Here is an 18,101-nt window from a genome sequence, read left to right as displayed (position 1 = left end):
GAACATGGAAAATTATGCACTTGTTTTAGGTGGCGGAGGAGCTAAGGGGGCTTATGAAGTTGGTGTTTGGAAGGCCTTAAGAGAACTTAACATTCCAATTAATATAGTAACAGGTACTTCAGTAGGTGCACTAAATGGAGCTATGATTGTTCAGGGAGATTTTGAACTTGTAAAGGATTTATGGACAAGTATTAGTTTTGAAAGTATTGTTAAGGTTGAAAGAGAACTTGTAGCTATGGATGAGGAAAAGGCAAATATATTAGATAGGTTATCAAGAATAAAGGATGCGATAAGCTTTGGAGGGTTTGACGTATCCCCTTTAAGGCAATTACTTAATGATATTATAGATGAAAAAAAAATAAAAGAGTCAGATATTGATTTGGGGATTGTAACTTTTTCAATTAGTGATTTTAAGCCACTTAAAATTTTTAAAAAGGATATACCAGATGGTAAGCTTGTTGACTATCTTCTAGCAAGTGCCTGCTTTCCAGCTTTTAAACCTCAGGAAATAGACAATAAAAAATATATAGATGGTGGGGTTTATGATAATATACCAATTTCTCTTGCATTAGAAAAAGGCGCTAAAAAAATAATTGCTGTTGATATATCAGGTCCGGGAATTACGAGGCTAAATGGAAAAAAAGGTGCAGATATAATTTATATTAAGAATAAGGATATTTTAGGAGGAGTGCTTGAATTTGATTCTGAAAAGGCAAAGATAAATATGGAGATAGGATATTATGATACTTTAAAGGCCTTTGGAAAGCTGAAAGGGAATAGTTATTATATAAAGCCCTATCAAGAAGAAAAGAAAAGCAAGTATGAATTTATAGATAAACTTGAGTTTGAGGATTTGAAAAAGATATATACATTTTTAGGTATAGATTGGAATAGTAAAACAGCTGCTCCCAACAAACTTATTCTTGATGTAATAATAAGAACTATAAGGCAATACGTAGATGGAAAAATAGATAGCAGCAACATTTTTCCAGCAATGGCTGAGATAACAGCAGAGCAGCTTGAAATAGATAAGAAAAAAACATATACTTTAGATGAGCTTATAGATGAGATAATAAAAAAATATGAGGAAATTAAAAACAGTGATGATTTTAAACAGTATGTTAATAATATAAAAAAACTTATCATGAGCCGAAACCAATTGGAATTTGATAGGGAAATTAAAAAAACATTGATAGAAGGAAAATTTTTAATATCATATAATACAGATTTTAATGACACTGATGATAGAACTAAAAGGTTTAGAAGGTTTATTGCTGTTGCTTTTCCCAAAATATCGATTGCAAATATGTTTATATCGCTTTTGATATTAAATAAGAATGAATAGGCTGACGTATTCAGCCTTAATTTATGTCTAAAATTAGGTTTGTTTAAATTAATTTAGTTAAAAATATAGATAATAATATTTACTTTAATTGCTATAATTTTTATGTAGCTATAAATTAATTAATGGAGGAAAGATTATGGTAATGGAGAGGCTTGATAAGATACTTTCAAATATGGGCTTTGGAACAAGAAAAGAAGTTAAATCAATTGTAAAATCTGGAGAAGTAACAGTAAATGGGAAGCTTATTAAGGATTCATCTGAACATGTTGATCCGGATAAAGATGTAATAGAAGTTTTTGGAGAAAAGCTAAACTATAGGAAGTACATATATATCATGTTGAATAAACCTCATGGAGTTATATCTGCAACTGAGGACTATTATGAAAAGACTGTAATAGATTTACTTGATGATGAATATGTAATATTCAATCCAGCTCCTGTTGGAAGGCTTGATAAGGACACGGAGGGACTTTTGCTTTTAACTAACGATGGAGAATTAAATCATTTGCTCTTATCTCCTAAAAGACATGTACCTAAAAAATATTATGCAAAAATAGAAGGTAAAGTGACTCAAGATGATGTTAAAAAGTTTAAAAAAGGAGTTGTCCTTGATGATGGCTATAAAACTATGCCAGCAGAACTAAACATTCTTTTATCTGATGAAATCTCAGAGGTTGAAGTTATAATCTATGAAGGTAAATATCATCAATAAAAAGAATGTTTGAGGCAGTAGGTAAAAAGGTAATATATCTTAAAAGGCTTGAAATGGGACCTTTAAAGCTTGATGAAAATCTTGACTTTGGGGAATATAGAGAACTTACAGAAGAAGAAGTAAATGCTTTGAAGGAATTTGTTAAAAAGTAGACGTATTCTTATGTTGTATATTTATTTCAAAGCTGTGGATAATGTGGAATAATATGTTAATAAATTGATCTTGTTATTGCTAACATGACATATTTTTAGAAATTTTTGTATTTTTGGATATATTTAATTTGAGAATATGGTATAATTTTATTATAATATAGGTGTAATTATTTGATATGAGGTGGTATTGTGAGTGCTTATGAATCTAAACTCAAATGTAAGGATATAGATTTTTTGTTTGAAGCAATTTTAACTCTTGAAAACTTGGAAGATTGTTATAGATTTTTTGAAGATATATGTACTGTAAATGAAATAAAAGCTATGGCTCAAAGACTTCATGTTGCAAAGATGTTAAGAGAAAGAAAAACATATATAGATATTGCAGATACCACAGGAGCAAGCACAGCAACGATAAGCAGGGTAAACAGGTTTTATAACTATGGTAATGATGGATATAAGAGGGTATTTGAAAGATTAAAAGAAAAAGGAAAACTAAATCATATAGATTAATAAAGGGTAGCATTGGCTACTCTTTTTATATGTTGAAATAGCACCTTGTAGAAATTAATGCTATAATCTAATGTATTGAAGATAATTTAGGAGGAATGGTTTGTGATAGATCTAAGCTTATTAAACAAAGAACAGAGGCAGGCTGTGGAAACTTTGCAGGGCCCCCTTTTAATTCTTGCTGGTGCAGGAAGTGGTAAAACAAGAGTTTTAACATATAGAATAGCGAATCTTATTGAAAATGGAGTATATCCTGGTAATATATTGGCAATTACTTTTACCAATAAGGCTGCTGATGAGATGAAAGAAAGGGTAATTAATCTTGTAGGCGATATAGCTAAAAATATCTGGATAAGTACCTTCCATTCTGCATGTGTTAGGATATTAAGGCAGGATATTGAAAAAATTGGCTACAGCAAGGACTTTGTTATATATGATACAAGCGATCAAGAAAAAATAATAAAAGAATGCTTAAAGGAACTTAATATAGATGAAAAGGCAATGCCTCCAAAGGATGTATTATCTAAAATAGGCTCCTTTAAAGATGAACTTATAGATGCTGATACATACTATAAAAAATATGGTATGGATTTTAAAACAAGAAACATTGCAAATATATATAAGTTATATCAGAGTAAGCTTGAAAAAAGCAATGCGCTGGATTTTGATGATATTATAATGCTTACGGTTAAGCTGTTTAAGAAATACGATGATGTTTTAAACTATTATAGAAGAAAGTTTAGATATATACTTGTTGACGAATATCAGGATACAAACAAAGCACAGTATGAATTTGTAAATATACTTGCAAAGGAGCACAGGAACCTTTGCGTTGTTGGCGATGATGATCAGTGTCTCTACTCATGGAGGGGTGCAAAAATAGAAAATATACTTGACTTTGAGAAAGACTATCCTGATGTTAAAGTAATAAAGCTTGAGCAGAACTATAGATGTACTAAAAAGATACTTGATGCTGCAAACTATGTAATACAAAATAACGAAAAGAGAAAGCCAAAGAGGCTTTGGACTGAAAATAGCCAGGGGGAAAATATAAAATTTTATAGGGCAGAAACAGGAGATCAAGAAGCATACTTTATTGTTAGTGAAATAAAAAAGCTTACAGATAATGGTATGAGTTTGAAGGATTTTACAGTTTTATATAGAACTAATGCTATGTCACGTTCACTTGAAGAGGCTTTTGTAAAAGCTGCTGTTCCATATAGGGTAATTGGAGGGTTAAAATTCTACGATAGAAAAGAAATAAAGGATTTAATGGCCTATCTTAAAGTAATTAATAACCCGTTAGATAGTATTAGCCTTGAGAGGATAATAAACGTTCCAAAAAGGGGGATTGGACAGGCAACTATAGATAGGCTAAAAGAATATGCAAACTCAATGGACATTAGCCTATACTATGCACTTTTAGATATTGATTCAATTGAAGATATTAATAAAAGGGCATTAAATTCAATAGAGAAGTTTATAAGTCAGATGAATTATTTTATAATGTCTAAGGACAAAATGAAGGTTTCTGATCTTATTGATGAGATATTAAATGTTACAGGATATATAAATGAGCTTGAGAAGGATAATTCTAAAGAAAGTAAGGATAGGATTGAAAATTTAAAAGAATTCAAATCTGCAGCTGTAGAATTTGAACAAATAAGCGATGATAAGAGCCTCTCTTCATTTCTTGAAAGGATTGCTCTTGTATCGGATCAGGATGAGCTAAATTTAGCTGATGCTGTAACTTTAATGACTCTTCATACAGCAAAAGGACTTGAATTTAACGTCGTATTTATAGCTGGTATGGAGGAAGGAATATTTCCTCACTTTTCAGCAAGGGATGATGAAGATGAGCTTGAGGAGGAACGAAGACTTTGCTATGTGGGTATTACAAGGGCAAAGAAGCTGCTTTATTTAACTTGTGCACAAAGTAGGTTACTTTATGGAAGACAGATGTATAACGATGTATCTAGTTTTATAGAAGAGATACCAGAGGATTTAATTGATGAGATAAGAAGTCAAAAGCCAAGTTTTAATAGAGTTTATAATTATGATGATATAAGATTATCAAAAGCATATTATAATAATACGGTTTTTTCATATTCAAAAAATGTTGGCCATCAAAAGAAAAATATTGAATATAGCGTAGGTTTAAGGGTTAAACATAGCGTATTTGGTATAGGTAGAATAATTGCAGTAAAAGAAACGTCAGCTGATAAGATGATTACAATAGATTTTGAAAAAGTAGGGATTAAAAATCTACTTGCATCAGTTGCGCCTCTTGAAAAAATTTAGTGAGGTGATTATATGGAAAGTATAAAAAAACGTATTGAAGATTTAAGAAAAGAAATAGAATACCATAACTATAGATATTATGTCTTAGATGATCCGCAAATCTCTGATTTTGAATACGATAAAATGTTGAAGGAACTTGAAAAATTAGAAAAACAGCATCCTGAATTTTACGATGAAAACTCTCCAACTCAAAGAGTTGGAGGAGTTCCATTAAAAGAGTTTAAGCAGGTTAGGCATAATATACCTATGCTAAGCCTTCAGGATGTTTTCAGCTTTGAAGAGCTTAGGGACTGGGATAGAAGAGTTAAAGGCGAGGTTGAGGCAGAATATGTAGTTGAACTTAAAATAGATGGATTATCTGTTTGCTTAGCTTATGAAAATGGAGTTTTAAAAACTGCTGCAACAAGGGGGGATGGAATAATAGGTGAGGATGTAACTTTAAATGTAAGAACGATTAAAAGCGTTCCATTGAAGATAGGCTATCCTTATGCTCTTGAGGTGAGAGGAGAAGTCTATATGCCTAAGGATGCCTTTGAAAAGCTTAACATTCAAAGGGAGGAGATGGAACAGCCTACCTTTGCAAATCCTCGAAATGCAGCAGCTGGTTCTTTAAGGCAGCTTGATTCAAGTATTACTGCTGAAAGGAAGCTTGATATTTTTATTTTTAATGTTCAAAGAATAGAGGGAAAAAGTTTTGAAAAGCATAGTGAAGCCTTGGAATTTCTGAAATCCTTAGGATTTAAAGTAAGTCCTGAAAGAATAGTTTGCAAAAATATTGATGAAGTTATTGAAAATATAGAAAAGCTTTCACAAATAAGAGGAGAGCTTCCATTTGAAATAGACGGTATAGTTGTAAAGGTAAATGAATTGAATTACAGAGAAATATTAGGACAAACAGCTAAAACTCCAAGATGGGCAGTTGCATATAAATTTCCTGCTGAAAAGAAAAAGACTAAGGTTAAGGATATAATAGTACAGGTTGGAAGGACTGGTGCGATAACTCCAACAGCACTATTAGAGCCTGTTAGGATAGCAGGATCTACTGTTTCAAGGGCAACGCTTCATAATGAAGATTACATAAGACAAAAGGATATAAGAATAGGAGATAGCGTTATAATACAAAAAGCAGGAGAGATAATACCAGAGGTTGTTGAGGTGGTATTTGAGGATAGGGATGGAGATGAAGTAATATTTAAAATGCCTTCAAAGTGTCCGGAGTGTGGTGGAGATGTTGTAAGAGAGGAAGGAGAGGCAGCTTTAAGATGTACAAATATATCCTGTCCAGCACAGCTTAAAAGGAGCATAATACATTTTGCTTCAAGGGATGCAATGAACATAGAAGGCCTTGGACCTCAAATAATAAACCTTCTTATGGAAAATAACCTAATTCATGACGCGGCAGATTTATATTATTTAAAATTCGAAGATATAGTAAACCTTGAAAGGATGGGGAAAAAATCTGCTCAAAACCTTATTGATGCTATAGAAAGATCAAAAGGAAATGACATAGATAAATTTATATTCGGGCTTGGGATAAGATACATAGGAAGTAAAGCTGCTAAGAACCTTGCAAAATACTTTAAAAAAATAGATAACTTATTAAAATCTTCTTATGAAGAACTAATCCAGGTTGAAGAAATTGGGGATAAAATGGCTCAAAGTATAATATCATTTTTTAAAGAGGAGCATAATAAAAATCTTATAGAAAAGTTTAAAAATGCAGGAATAAACTTTGAGCTTTTAGAAAAGGAAGATAATAAAAATAAAATATTTGAAGGCTTGACTTTTGTTTTAACAGGAAGCCTTTCTAGATATACAAGAAAAGAAGCAGAGAGCATAATTGAATCTTTAGGAGGAAAAGTTTCATCAAGTGTTTCAAAAAAGACAAACTATGTACTTGCAGGGGAGGATGCTGGAAGTAAGCTTAAAAAAGCTCAAGAATTGCAGATTAAAATAATTTCTGAAAATGAATTTGAAGATATGATTAGGGGTGTTGTATGAAAATTTTTGATATTTTGATGTGGATAATGTTTTTTATATCTTCTATTGTATCTATAATAACAACTCTTGTTCTATTTGGTATATCTTATGGGGCTTTTTTAAAACCTTTTTCAACTATGCTTCCCCTTGAGATAAGTCTTGCTTTAACCTTTTTTCTGTGGGGATTAAACAGCCTCTATGGATCTTACTTAATAGATAAAGATAATAATCCTAAATTTTCTATAATGCTTTTTGCCTTAGGAGGAATTCTTCTTATTTTTGTGATTTTTGGAATATACTAGATGCGTATTTAAAATAGTTAATTATTTTCTTACTACATTAGATTTATGTATTGTTTTATTTTAAAAAAAATTACATATAATTTTATATATAAATACAAAAGTTTGTCTTTTATATTAAAAAGGAAAAGTGTAAATTGTTGTTATATAACTATCATGATATAATTTAGTATATATTATATAATCAAGTTTTAGGCTTAATTTAGTATGAAAATATTATTTTATTATTTAAAATAGAATTGGCTGATGTAGAAAAAATTTATATATTTCCAATATTTAAATATTATATTAACTCTTAAATTTAATTGATTTAAAATTAAAATAAATATAAAATATATATATTAAATATATTTAAAGTACAATTTAACTTTAAGGGGTGTGGAGGATGTTAAGATACGTAGTAAAAAGACTTGTATCCTGTATTGTTACTATGTGGGTAATAGCAACAATAACATTTATATTGATGCATGCTATCCCAGGTGGACCATTTGATAAGGAAAAGAAAATACCTCCTGAGATAATGAAACAGATTCAAGCAAGATATAATTTAGACAAGCCTCTCTGGTGGCAATATCAGGAATATTTTAAAAACCTTCTAAAGGGTGATTTTGGACCATCATACAGATATATAGGAAGAACTGTAAATGATCTTATAAAAGATGGATTCCCAATATCAGCACAGCTTGGAGGAGTTTCTGTATTAGTTGCACTTTTGTTTGGTATACCTTTTGGAATTATATCGGCATTAAATCAAGGAAAGTGGCAGGATAGTTTTGTTATGTTCCTTGCCACGATTGGAATTACTATACCAAGCTTTGTTCTTTCAACTTTACTTTTATATTTCTTGTCCTTTAAGCTTGGTTTATTTCCTTCAATGAGATGGGGTACTCCAAGACATTTTGTACTTCCAGCAATTGCTCTTGCAGCAACACCGACTGCCTTTGTATCAAGACTTACAAGATCAAGTCTTCTTGATGTTATAAGGCAGGATTATATAAGAACTGCAAAGGCAAAGGGTATCCCAGATAAAATAGTTGTTTATAAACATGCTTTAAAAAATGCAATATTACCAGTTATAACCTACCTTGGACCTTTAGTTGCTGGTATATTAACAGGAAGTTTTGTTGTTGAAAGGATATTCTCAATACCTGGAATGGGAAGACAGTTTGTTGAGAGTATAACTAATAGGGATTTTACAACTATTTTAGGACTTACTATATTTGATAGTTTCTTGCTTGTTGTATTTAATCTATTAGTTGATTTACTATATGTTGTATTTGATCCACGAATTAAGCTTGATAACTAGGGGGTGGACTTATGGATATAAATCTTGAAAATATGGATAAAAGTTTATTTGAATTTGTTCCTCAAGAAGAAAAGAATAAAAATATAGTTGTACGTCCAAGTGAGACCTACTGGCAGGATGCTTGGAGAAGGCTTAGAGAAAACAAAGTTGCAACTATTTCATTGGTTGTTTTAATATTACTTGCAATGATTTCCTTTGTTGGACCATATCTATGTAAGTATGATTATAGAACAAATGATATGAATGCACTAAATCTTGCACCAAATTCTGAACACTGGTTTGGAACAGACATGCTTGGAAGAGATCTGTTTGTAAGAGTTCTTTATGGTACAAGAATATCTCTTGCAGTTGGTATTGTTTCTGCATTTATAAACTTTGTTATTGGTGTAATATATGGTGGAATATCAGGATATTATGGAGGAAGCGTTGACAATATAATGATGCGTATTGTTGACGTGCTTTATAGCGTTCCTACGGTTTTATATGTAATACTTCTTATGGTTGTTTTAGGAGAAGCAAGCCTTTCTAATATATTTATTGCCCTTGGTATATCCTATTGGGTAGGAATGGCAAGAATAGTTAGAGGACAAGTTCTTGCATTGAAACAGCAGGAATTTGTACTTGCAGCAAAGGCACTTGGTGCAAAAAACTTTAGAATAATTTTAAGGCATCTTATTCCAAATAGTATGGGACCAATAATTGTAACGCTTACAATGTCAATTCCAAGCGCTATATTTACGGAAGCTTTCTTAAGCTTTATTGGGCTTGGAGTATCTGCACCAATGGCTTCCCTTGGTGTTTTATGTAATGATGCTATTGCAACGTATAGGACATATCCCTATCAGTTGTTTTTTCCTTCACTTGCAATATGTATTATAATGCTTGCGTTTAATCTATTTGGAGATGGGTTAAGAGATGCTCTTGATCCTAAGATGAGAAAGTAGGAGGGATAAACATGGAAAAACTTTTACAGGTACAAGATTTGCATACCTCCTTCTTTACTCATGTAGGGGAGGTCAAAGCAGTTAGAGGAATAACCTTTGATGTAGAAAAAGGTGAAGCTATAGGACTTGTTGGAGAGTCAGGTTGTGGTAAGAGTGTTACAATGATGTCTATTTTAAGACTTCTTGGAGATACAGGAAAGATAAAGGAAGGAAAAGCATTATTTGAAGGTAAGGATCTTGTAAAAATATCTAATCAGGAAATGCTAAGAATTAGAGGAAATGAAATAAGTATGATATTCCAAGATCCAATGACTTCATTAAACCCTGTATTTACAATAGGTAATCAGCTTATGGAGCCACTGTTAAGGCATAAGAAAATGACAAAACAAGATGCAAGAAAAAGAGCAATAGAACTTTTAAAACTTGTTGGAATACCTGAAGCAGAAAAAAGACTATCTCAATATCCACATGAGTTTTCTGGTGGTATGAGACAAAGAGTTATGATAGCTATGGCATTAGCTTGTGATCCAAAGCTATTAATTGCTGATGAACCAACAACTGCTCTTGACGTTACTATTCAGGCACAAATACTTGATTTAATGAAAGAACTTAAAAGTAAGATAAATACATCTATAATATTAATTACTCACGACCTTGGAGTTGTTGCAGATATTTGCAATAGAATAAATGTAATGTATGGAGGAAAAATAGTAGAGCAGGGAACAAAGAGGGATATATTTTATAATCCTTCTCATGCATATACTTTAGGACTATTAGGAAGTGTTCCTAATCCAAAAACTCTTGCTAAGGAGAGGTTAAAGCCAATTGAAGGACAACCTCCAGATCTATTAAACCCCCTGTAGGATGTCCTTTTGCTCCAAGATGCAAGTACACAATGAAGATATGTGAAACGAAGATGCCTCCTTACTTTGAAATAAGTGAAGGCCATAGAGCAGCCTGCTGGCTTAATCATCCAGATGCTCCAAAGGTTGAAGGCTTTAGAGGAAGGGGGAGAGAATGATGGAAGAAAGAAAGAGCGAGTATCTACTTGAAATAAAAAATTTAAAGAAGTATTTTCCTGTTACAAAAGGTATATTTAAGAAATCTAAAAGTTATGTAAAGGCAGTAGATGATGTTTCTTTTGGAATAAAAAAAGGAGAGACATTAGGACTTGTAGGAGAATCAGGTTGTGGAAAAACAACCTGTGGAAGAACTATTTTAAAACTTTATGAACCAACATCAGGAAAAATATTATATAATGGCAAAGATATAACAAAACTTAATACAAACCAAATGATACAATATAGAAGAAAGATGCAAATAATATTCCAGGATCCTTATGCTTCTCTTGATTCAAGAATGACAGTTGGCGATATTATAGGAGAGGCTATAGATATTCACAACCTTTGTGGACTTAAGGAAAGAAATGAGAGGATACAGTATCTTCTTCAAAGAGTTGGATTAAACAGTGAGCATGCAAATAGATATCCCCATGAATTTTCAGGAGGACAAAGACAAAGAATTGGTATTGCAAGAGCCCTTGCTGTACAGCCTGAATTCATAGTTTGCGATGAACCTATATCAGCCCTTGATGTTTCGATTCAAGCTCAGGTTGTAAACATGCTTGAGGATTTACAGAAGGATTTAGGACTTACCTATCTTTTTATTGCTCATGACCTTTCTATGGTAAAGCATATATCAAACAGAGTAGGGGTTATGTATCTTGGAAAGCTAGTTGAACTTGCAGAAAGTAATGAGCTATATAATCATCCACAGCATCCTTATACACAGGCTCTATTATCTGCAATACCTATACCAGACCCTGATATAGCTGAAAGTAGAAAGAGAATAATACTTGAAGGAGAAATACCATCTCCGATAGATCCACCGGCAGGATGCAGATTTAAAGGAAGATGCAGATATGCTAAGCCTGTATGTTCAGAAAAGGATCCGGAATTTAAAGACCTTGGAGGAGGACATTTTGTTGCTTGCCATTTATTTTAATAAGTGCTAAAATAAATTTAAATTTATTAAAAATGGTTGAATTTCCAGTAAATTTTTTATATACTGGGAAAAATAAAATTAAAGGGGGTTTATTATGAAAAAGAAAAATCTATTTTCATTCTTAACAGTCATTCTTACCATAGTAATGGTAGGAACATTATTTGCTGGCTGTGGTAGCAAAGGAGCTTCTAATGCTAACCAGACACTTGTTTACAACCTAGGAACTGACTCAGAAACTATCGACCCAGCATTAAATGAAGCAGTTGATGGTGCAACTGTAATTGCCAATGCATTTGAAGGTCTTACAAGAATTGGCGATGACAATAACGTTAAGCCAGGGGTTGCTGAAAAATGGGAAATAAGTGCAGATGGAACAGTTTATACATTCCATCTTAGAAAAGAAGCAAAATGGTCCGATGGAAAGCCAGTTACAGCAAAGGATTTTGAATATGCTTGGAAGAGAGCTCTTGATCCAAAACTTGCTGCAACTTATGTATTCTTCTTAACTGATAATATAAAGAATGCCCAGGAATATTATGAAGGAAAAGCTAAATGGGAAGATGTTGGAATTAAGGTAAAGGATGATTATACAATAGAAGTTACTCTTAAAGTTCCAACTGCATTCTTCTTACAGCTTCTTGCAATGCCAATATATATGCCTTTAAGACAGGATGCTGTTGAAAAAGGTGGAGAACAGTGGACGCAAAGTGGAGATACTTACATTGGAAATGGTCCATTTAAGATGGTAAAATGGACTCACAATGATTCAATGGAATGGGAAAAGAACGAAAATTATTGGGATGCAAAGAATGTTAAACTTTCTAAGATGACATGGGTTATGGTTAATGAAGCATCTTCAGCCTTAACATCTTGGGAAAAAGGTGAAATAGATGTTATTGAAACAGTACCAAGTGCTGAAGTTCCAAGACTTACTAAAGAAAATAAGTTACAGATATATCCAGAGCTTGGAACATACTACCTATACTTTAACACAAAGAAAGCTCCTCTTGATAACCCAAAGGTTAGAAAAGCTTTAACTCTTGCAATAAACAGGCAAGCTATAATAGATGCAGTATTAAAGACTGGCCAAAAACCAGCTTATGCACAGGTACCTTATGGAATTACAGAATCTGATGGAAAATCTGACTTTAGAGAAAAGGGTGGAGACTTATTTAAAGAAGATGTTCAGCAAGCAAAGCAACTCCTTGCTGAGGCAGGATATCCAGATGGTAAAGGTTTCCCAGAAATGACATACCTCTACAATACAAGTGAGGCTCATCAAAAGATTGCTGAAATGATTCAGGATATGTGGAAGAAGAACCTTGGAATCAACATTAAGCTTGCTAACCAAGAATGGAAAGTATTCCAAAAGACAAGACAAAATGGTGACTTTGAAATAGCAAGAGGCGGATGGATGGCTGACTATGTTGATCCAATGACATTTATTGATATGTTTATGAGCGATAATGGATTTAACGATGGTAAATTTACTAATGCACAATATGATCAGCTCTTAAAACAAGCTAAGAGTACAACAGATTTAGCAAAGAGAGACCAGCTCATGCATGATGCTGAAAAGATATTGATGGATGAGCAGGCTGTATGTCCAATATACTTCTATGTAAGCAACATGTGCGTAAAACCATGGATAAAGGGAGTTTATAAGACTCCACTTGCAACAGTATACTTTGACCATGCTTACGTTGATGAAAGTGCAAAGAAATAATGTGAAAGCCCACCTTTTGGTGGGCTTAAACTTTTTCAGGAGGAGCATCTGACTTTAAATCTCTTGGAGAAAAATATGCACAGTCTGTTCCATGCCCCATTACGCTTTGGGTAATACTTACATGGTTTAAGGTGCATTTTCCGTTCTTTTCATGAATGCAGTTTGCTGAGCAGTTAATATTTGTCATTATAATCCCCTCCTTATCTATAGTATTCTTACATTATAGAATAATTATTTATGAAATAGGGTTATAAGCATAATAAAGATCCTATATATTTGAGTTATCTTCAGTAGACTCATTTAATATTTCCTCGATGCTTTTTTTTGGCTCTATTATTTTACTTAAGTAATAAAGGAAAATATAACTTGAATAAGTAGAATATATGCTGTTATATGATTTTGAAGGAGTAATTGTAGGAGGAGTTTTTCTACAGGATACTCTAAAGCTTTTTATAAATACAGGCGCCTTATATACATCAAGGGTATTAGGTATTATTTCTGGCATTGTAACCTCATAATTCATAAAATTAGTTTTTCTTTGAGATATACTTGGAATTATACTTGAGTTTTCAATTGTAAAAGTATAGAAATCATTAAGTATCTTAAGGGCTTTTTCATCTTGAGTTGAAATATATACAAGAAGAAGACTTTTTATTATCTCAGCAATATCTCTTATTGAATAACTTATTTTTGAATAATTTCCTTGTATAAAAAGAGAGTAGTAGGGGTCGTATAAATCTAATAGTGTGTTATATATTCTAATTGCTGCATCTTTGAAATTTTCCATCCTTGTTATATGATAACCTTCTAAAAGTGCAGATAAAGCTCTAAAGTGAGTTATAATTGAAGATATTATTGTATCAAGACAACTTCTTTGAATTTCACCAGTTATTTTAATTCTTGATTCAAGTTCTGCACAAAGTAGAAAAACTAAAAGATGATACTTTGTCTTTTCCTCATCATTTCGGGTAATATCATAACATCTTGATAGAGAAGATATTATAAGACTTATTTCCTTTGATGACATCTCAAGTATTTGGTTACAATTTTCAAATATAAAATTAAATAGGTTATCCTTTTCAATCTTATATCTTTCTATAGATGGAGTATCGCTGTTATAAGCCAATGACGAATTGTAAAGATACAAAAGGGCCTCATGCATAAGGATTTGATCTATAATCTTTGCTTCTTTTTGAATGGTTTTTATTTTTAGTTCATCATTTATGTTTCTTGTTTTATCTTCTACAGCTATGAATAAACCATCCTCATTTCTCATATATGTTGTTGCAAAATCATAGAAATTTTGTGCAGTTAAATGCATTAAGTACGAAAGTAAGCTATCTTGAGATTTTAACAAATCCATTGCTTTTAATAAACTTAATATTGAAAAAGATTGAGCTAACGGATATATTGTTTTGTTAAAGCTGTTAGAATCCCATACATATTTTCCTGAAGAATTTGAATCAACAAAGGGTAAAAAAGGTTTACCCTTTTTATATGAGCATTTTAAAAGTACAATATTATCTATTAAATCCTTTGATTCATAATTTACATCAAAAGAATTTACAATTTTTTTAAATTCCTTTTCTTCAATGCTCTGATATATACCTGCCCCAGAATATAAAAGTCCCCACTTTATATTATCAATGCTAATGCAGCAAAGTTTTAGTGCGGAATTTATTAATTCTTCTTTTTGTGTATCTTGATGGTATTCCAAAACATTCACCACCTAATATTAATCCTTATATTTATTCTATGTGTCTGGGACATGCAAATTTACTATCCTACTGCAAATTTATTTATTTGTAATGATAAGATTATAAATGTATAATTATATTTGAAACGGAGGGTTTAAAAATGAAATGTGGTAAACTTAGTAATGATGTACTAAATGATATAATAATAAAGGGTATAAAAAAGAAAAACAAAGACATTATAGTTGGACCAAAAGTCGGAGAAGACTGCTCAATAATAAAATTTGGAGAAGATATATGTGTGCTGACAACAGATCCCATTACTGCTGCTAAAAATAATGCAGGTAGAATAGGAGTACATATTTGCTGCAATGATATAGCTTCATCAGGGGTAAGACCTATTGGAATACTAATTACAATACTTGCACCAACAGAATGCAGCATTGATGATATAAAAAAGGTGATGGATGAGATAAATAATGCGTGTGAAGAATTAAATATAGATGTTTTAGGAGGGCATACAGAGATTACTGATGCTGTAAATAAAATTGTACTTTCATTAACAGCAATAGGGAAAGGTATTAACGGAAAATACATAACAACTTCTGGTGCACAGCTTGGCGATGATATAGTAGTTGCAGGATATGCAGCTTCTGAAGGTACTGCAATAATTGCAAGCGATTATTATGAACAGTTGAGAGGTAAAATAAATGATGATATACTAATAAAGGCACAAAGTTTTATTAATGATATTAGTGTTGTAAAGATTGGATTTGTTGCATCTGAATTTGGAGTTAATGCGATGCACGATGCTACTGAAGGTGGAGTATTAGGAGCAATATGGGAAGTAACTGAGGCAAGTGATAAGGGTGCCTATATCTATAAAGATAAAATTCCTGTAAGGGAAGAAACCAAAATAATATGCAAAGAATTAAATATAGATCCATTAAGGCTTATATCCAGCGGGTGCATGATAATTAGCTGCTGTAATGGAGATGGGCTTGTTAAAAGATTAAAAGAATGTGGAATAGAGGCAGAAGTTGTAGGCAAAATAATAAAAGAAGGAAGGATTCTTTTTTCTGAGGGTAAAGAAATAGAGCTTTTTCCTCCAGATTCAGATGAGATTTACAAAGTAAGTCTATAATTTATTGCTGGTATCGATAAAAATATTAAGAATATATTAAAATTTTCTACTTTTTAAAAGCTGAGGAGGATTACAAATGGCCAGAATTGATGGAAGACAAAATGATGAACTAAGGACATACAAAATAACAAGAAATTATATTATGCATGCAGAAGGTTCTGTACTTGTTGAGTCAGGTAATACAAAAGTTATTTGCACTGCTTCGATTGAAGATAAAGTACCTCCTTTTTTAAAGGGTACAGGGGAAGGATGGATTACTTGTGAATACGGCATGCTTCCAAGATCAACTCATGTTAGAAAGCAAAGGGAGGTTACAAAAGGTAGGATAGATGGAAGAACAGCTGAAATACAAAGGATAATAGGAAGAGCTTTAAGATCGGTTGTTAATTTAAAAGTACTTGGTGAAAAAACTATATGGATAGATTGTGATGTTATACAAGCAGATGGAGGAACACGTACGGCAGCAATTACAGGGGCTTTTATTGCTCTTGTTGATGCGATAAATAAATTAAATGAAACATCTAATTTTCCAATATATCCAATTAATAGCTACATAGCAGCAGTAAGTGTTGGAATAGTTGAGAATGAAGTTATGATTGATTTGTGCTTTGAAGAAGATTCAAAGGCAATAGTTGATATGAATGTTGTAATGACAGATAAGGGAGAATTTGTTGAGATACAGGGTACAGGAGAGAACAATCCTTTTTCGTTACAGGAATTAAATAAACTTATAGAATACGCACATAAAGGAATAGAAAAGATTATATCAATTCAAAAGGACTGTCTTGGAGATGATGGTAAAAGAATCGGGACCGGAGGAGAAAACAATGAGATTAAACAAGATAATAATAGCCAGCAATAACAGGCATAAGGTTGAGGAAATAAAGAATATTTTAAAGGATTATAACATTGAAATATTATCATTAAAGGATGCAGGAATAGAATTAGAAGTAGAGGAAAATGGGAAAACCTTTGAAGAAAATGCTTATATCAAAGCTAAAGCTGTTGTAGATTTAACGGGGATTGCAGCAATTGGTGATGATTCAGGACTTGAAGTTGAGGCGTTAAATGGAGCCCCTGGAATATATTCAGCAAGGTTTGCAGGTGAGCAGGGAAATTATAAAAAGAATAATGAAAAGCTTTTACATCTTATGAAAGATGTGCCTTTGGAGAAAAGAGGAGCAAGGTTTGTAACTGTTATAGCTTTATTGACACCTGAGGGGGATAAGATTTTTGCAAGAGGAGAAATAAAAGGAATTATTGGTTTTGAAGAGAAAGGATGTAATGGTTTTGGATATGATCCTCTTTTTATAGTTCCAGAACTTAATAAAACTTTTGCACAGCTATCGTCAGAAGAAAAAAATAAGATTAGTCATCGTGCAAGGGCTTTACATGATTTAAAGGAAAAACTACAACTTAAAGGCTAATAGGGGGAGGACATAATGCGTATAGGAGTAGTTAGTGATTCACATGGCAATCTATATATGCTTGAAAAGGCTATTAAGATGATGGAGCCCCTTGATTTAATTATTCATTTAGGAGATGATTACAGGGATATAATTAAACTAAAAGAAAAGTATAAATTGCCAATTGAATATGTTAGCGGTAATAATGATTTTGGAACAGAGAAAATAGCAGAAAAAGTGATAAATATCAGGGGAAAGAATATATTTATTACACATGGTCATAGATATAACGTTTATTATGGAATAGATAGTCTTTATTTTAAAGCTCTTGAAGTTAATGCACAGCTTGTTTTATATGGCCATACTCATGTTCAGGACATAAATAATAGTTTTGGTGTTGTTTTTTTAAATCCTGGTAGTGTATCAAGACCAAGGGATGGTAAGCCAGGTTGTGCAATGATTTTAATAGATGATAAAGGGGATGTAGATTTTAAGCTTTTCAGGTTTGAGTGCTGATTGTGGAAAAATTTTTATTGAAATTAATATATATTTTTATAAAAAAGGTATTGACGATTAACATA

General features: G+C 32.1%; 15 protein-coding genes and 2 pseudogenes. 15 read left to right on the top strand and 2 right to left on the bottom strand.

From position 1 onward, the window contains the following. Positions 1–4: 4 nt before the first annotated feature. The 11 genes and pseudogenes from FDN13_RS14495 to FDN13_RS04875 all read left to right on the top strand — a co-directional run bounded on the left by FDN13_RS14495 (position 5) and on the right by FDN13_RS04875 (position 13,276). A complete protein-coding gene (locus FDN13_RS14495; protein ID WP_168190075.1) occupies positions 5–1,345 on the top strand; it encodes a patatin-like phospholipase family protein in 1,341 nt (446 codons plus the stop codon). Between the two features lie 142 nt (positions 1,346–1,487). Next, a pseudogene (locus FDN13_RS04920) lies at positions 1,488–2,209 on the top strand (pseudouridine synthase). A gap of 189 nt (positions 2,210–2,398) precedes the next feature. Next, on the top strand, positions 2,399–2,719 hold the full coding sequence (locus FDN13_RS04915; protein ID WP_138979174.1) for a YerC/YecD family TrpR-related protein: 321 nt from the start codon (positions 2,399–2,401) through the stop codon (positions 2,717–2,719). Positions 2,720–2,824: 105 nt separating this feature from the next. After that, positions 2,825–5,017, top strand: coding sequence for a DNA helicase PcrA (gene pcrA / locus FDN13_RS04910; protein WP_138981022.1), 2,193 nt, complete (start codon positions 2,825–2,827; stop codon positions 5,015–5,017). Between the two features lie 12 nt (positions 5,018–5,029). Further along, positions 5,030–7,018 (top strand): NAD-dependent DNA ligase LigA, encoded by a 1,989-nt coding sequence (gene ligA, locus FDN13_RS04905; protein ID WP_138979173.1) that lies wholly within the window; start codon positions 5,030–5,032, stop codon positions 7,016–7,018. Beyond that, positions 7,015–7,299, top strand: coding sequence for a hypothetical protein (locus tag FDN13_RS04900; RefSeq protein WP_138979172.1), 285 nt, complete (start codon positions 7,015–7,017; stop codon positions 7,297–7,299). The genes ligA and FDN13_RS04900 overlap by 4 nt, the downstream gene beginning before the upstream one ends. Before the next feature lie 382 nt (positions 7,300–7,681). Then, positions 7,682–8,602 carry an ABC transporter permease gene (locus tag FDN13_RS04895; protein WP_138979171.1) on the top strand — a complete coding sequence of 307 codons (921 nt, stop codon included), beginning with the start codon at positions 7,682–7,684 and terminating at the stop codon, positions 8,600–8,602. Between the two features lie 11 nt (positions 8,603–8,613). After that, the gene (locus FDN13_RS04890) at positions 8,614–9,546 is read left to right on the top strand and encodes an ABC transporter permease (RefSeq protein ID WP_138979170.1); all 933 of its coding nucleotides are present in this window, start codon (positions 8,614–8,616) and stop codon (positions 9,544–9,546) included. Positions 9,547–9,557: 11 nt separating this feature from the next. Further along, a pseudogene (locus FDN13_RS04885) lies at positions 9,558–10,567 on the top strand (ABC transporter ATP-binding protein). Then, positions 10,567–11,550, top strand: a complete 984-nt coding sequence (locus FDN13_RS04880) for an ABC transporter ATP-binding protein (RefSeq protein WP_207670908.1) — start codon at positions 10,567–10,569, stop codon at positions 11,548–11,550. Before FDN13_RS04885 ends, FDN13_RS04880 begins: the two are co-directional and overlap by 1 nt. A gap of 94 nt (positions 11,551–11,644) precedes the next feature. Next, entirely contained in the window at positions 11,645–13,276 is a 1,632-nt protein-coding gene (locus FDN13_RS04875; protein ID WP_138979168.1) for a peptide ABC transporter substrate-binding protein, read from the top strand. A gap of 25 nt (positions 13,277–13,301) precedes the next feature. Here FDN13_RS04875 and FDN13_RS04870 read toward each other — a convergent pair whose 3' ends face one another. Then, positions 13,302–13,463: a hydroxymyristoyl-ACP dehydratase gene (locus FDN13_RS04870; protein WP_138979167.1), complete on the bottom strand. Its 162-nt coding sequence runs from the start codon at positions 13,461–13,463 to the stop codon at positions 13,302–13,304. A gap of 81 nt (positions 13,464–13,544) precedes the next feature. Next, positions 13,545–14,993 carry a hypothetical protein gene (locus FDN13_RS04865; RefSeq protein ID WP_138979166.1) on the bottom strand — a complete coding sequence of 483 codons (1,449 nt, stop codon included), beginning with the start codon at positions 14,991–14,993 and terminating at the stop codon, positions 13,545–13,547. Positions 14,994–15,133: 140 nt separating this feature from the next. On the opposite strand from FDN13_RS04865, the gene FDN13_RS04860 reads away from it, so the two are divergent. The 4 genes from FDN13_RS04860 (at position 15,134) to FDN13_RS04845 (ending at position 18,036) form a co-directional block, all read left to right on the top strand. Beyond that, positions 15,134–16,114: an AIR synthase family protein gene (locus tag FDN13_RS04860; protein ID WP_138979165.1), complete on the top strand. Its 981-nt coding sequence runs from the start codon at positions 15,134–15,136 to the stop codon at positions 16,112–16,114. Between the two features lie 76 nt (positions 16,115–16,190). Further along, positions 16,191–16,976, top strand: a complete 786-nt coding sequence (gene rph, locus FDN13_RS04855; RefSeq protein WP_138979164.1) for a ribonuclease PH — start codon at positions 16,191–16,193, stop codon at positions 16,974–16,976. Further along, positions 16,942–17,541: an XTP/dITP diphosphatase gene (locus FDN13_RS04850; protein WP_138979163.1), complete on the top strand. Its 600-nt coding sequence runs from the start codon at positions 16,942–16,944 to the stop codon at positions 17,539–17,541. Before rph ends, FDN13_RS04850 begins: the two co-directional genes overlap by 35 nt. Positions 17,542–17,556: 15 nt before the next feature. Beyond that, a complete protein-coding gene (locus tag FDN13_RS04845; RefSeq protein WP_138979162.1) occupies positions 17,557–18,036 on the top strand; it encodes a metallophosphoesterase in 480 nt (159 codons plus the stop codon). Positions 18,037–18,101 lie beyond the last annotated feature (65 nt).

It is taken from the genome of Caloramator sp. E03 (assembly GCF_006016075.1).
Taxonomy (GTDB): Bacteria; Bacillota; Clostridia; order Clostridiales; family Caloramatoraceae; genus Caloramator_B.
The sequence above is the reverse complement of the archived record's forward strand: the minus strand, read 5'-3'. Positions and strand labels throughout refer to the sequence as shown.

Coding starts and splice junctions, on each gene's coding strand:
- FDN13_RS14495 (WP_168190075.1), top strand. CDS start 5: ATGGAAAATTATGCACTTGTTTTAGGTGGCGGAGGAGCTAAGGGGGCT.
- ligA (WP_138979173.1), top strand. CDS start 5,030: ATGGAAAGTATAAAAAAACGTATTGAAGATTTAAGAAAAGAAATAGAA.
- FDN13_RS04900 (WP_138979172.1), top strand. CDS start 7,015: ATGAAAATTTTTGATATTTTGATGTGGATAATGTTTTTTATATCTTCT.
- FDN13_RS04895 (WP_138979171.1), top strand. CDS start 7,682: ATGTTAAGATACGTAGTAAAAAGACTTGTATCCTGTATTGTTACTATG.
- FDN13_RS04890 (WP_138979170.1), top strand. CDS start 8,614: ATGGATATAAATCTTGAAAATATGGATAAAAGTTTATTTGAATTTGTT.
- FDN13_RS04880 (WP_207670908.1), top strand. CDS start 10,567: ATGGAAGAAAGAAAGAGCGAGTATCTACTTGAAATAAAAAATTTAAAG.
- FDN13_RS04875 (WP_138979168.1), top strand. CDS start 11,645: ATGAAAAAGAAAAATCTATTTTCATTCTTAACAGTCATTCTTACCATA.
- FDN13_RS04870 (WP_138979167.1), bottom strand. CDS start 13,463: ATGACAAATATTAACTGCTCAGCAAACTGCATTCATGAAAAGAACGGA.
- FDN13_RS04860 (WP_138979165.1), top strand. CDS start 15,134: ATGAAATGTGGTAAACTTAGTAATGATGTACTAAATGATATAATAATA.
- rph (WP_138979164.1), top strand. CDS start 16,191: ATGGCCAGAATTGATGGAAGACAAAATGATGAACTAAGGACATACAAA.
- FDN13_RS04850 (WP_138979163.1), top strand. CDS start 16,942: ATGAGATTAAACAAGATAATAATAGCCAGCAATAACAGGCATAAGGTT.
- FDN13_RS04845 (WP_138979162.1), top strand. CDS start 17,557: ATGCGTATAGGAGTAGTTAGTGATTCACATGGCAATCTATATATGCTT.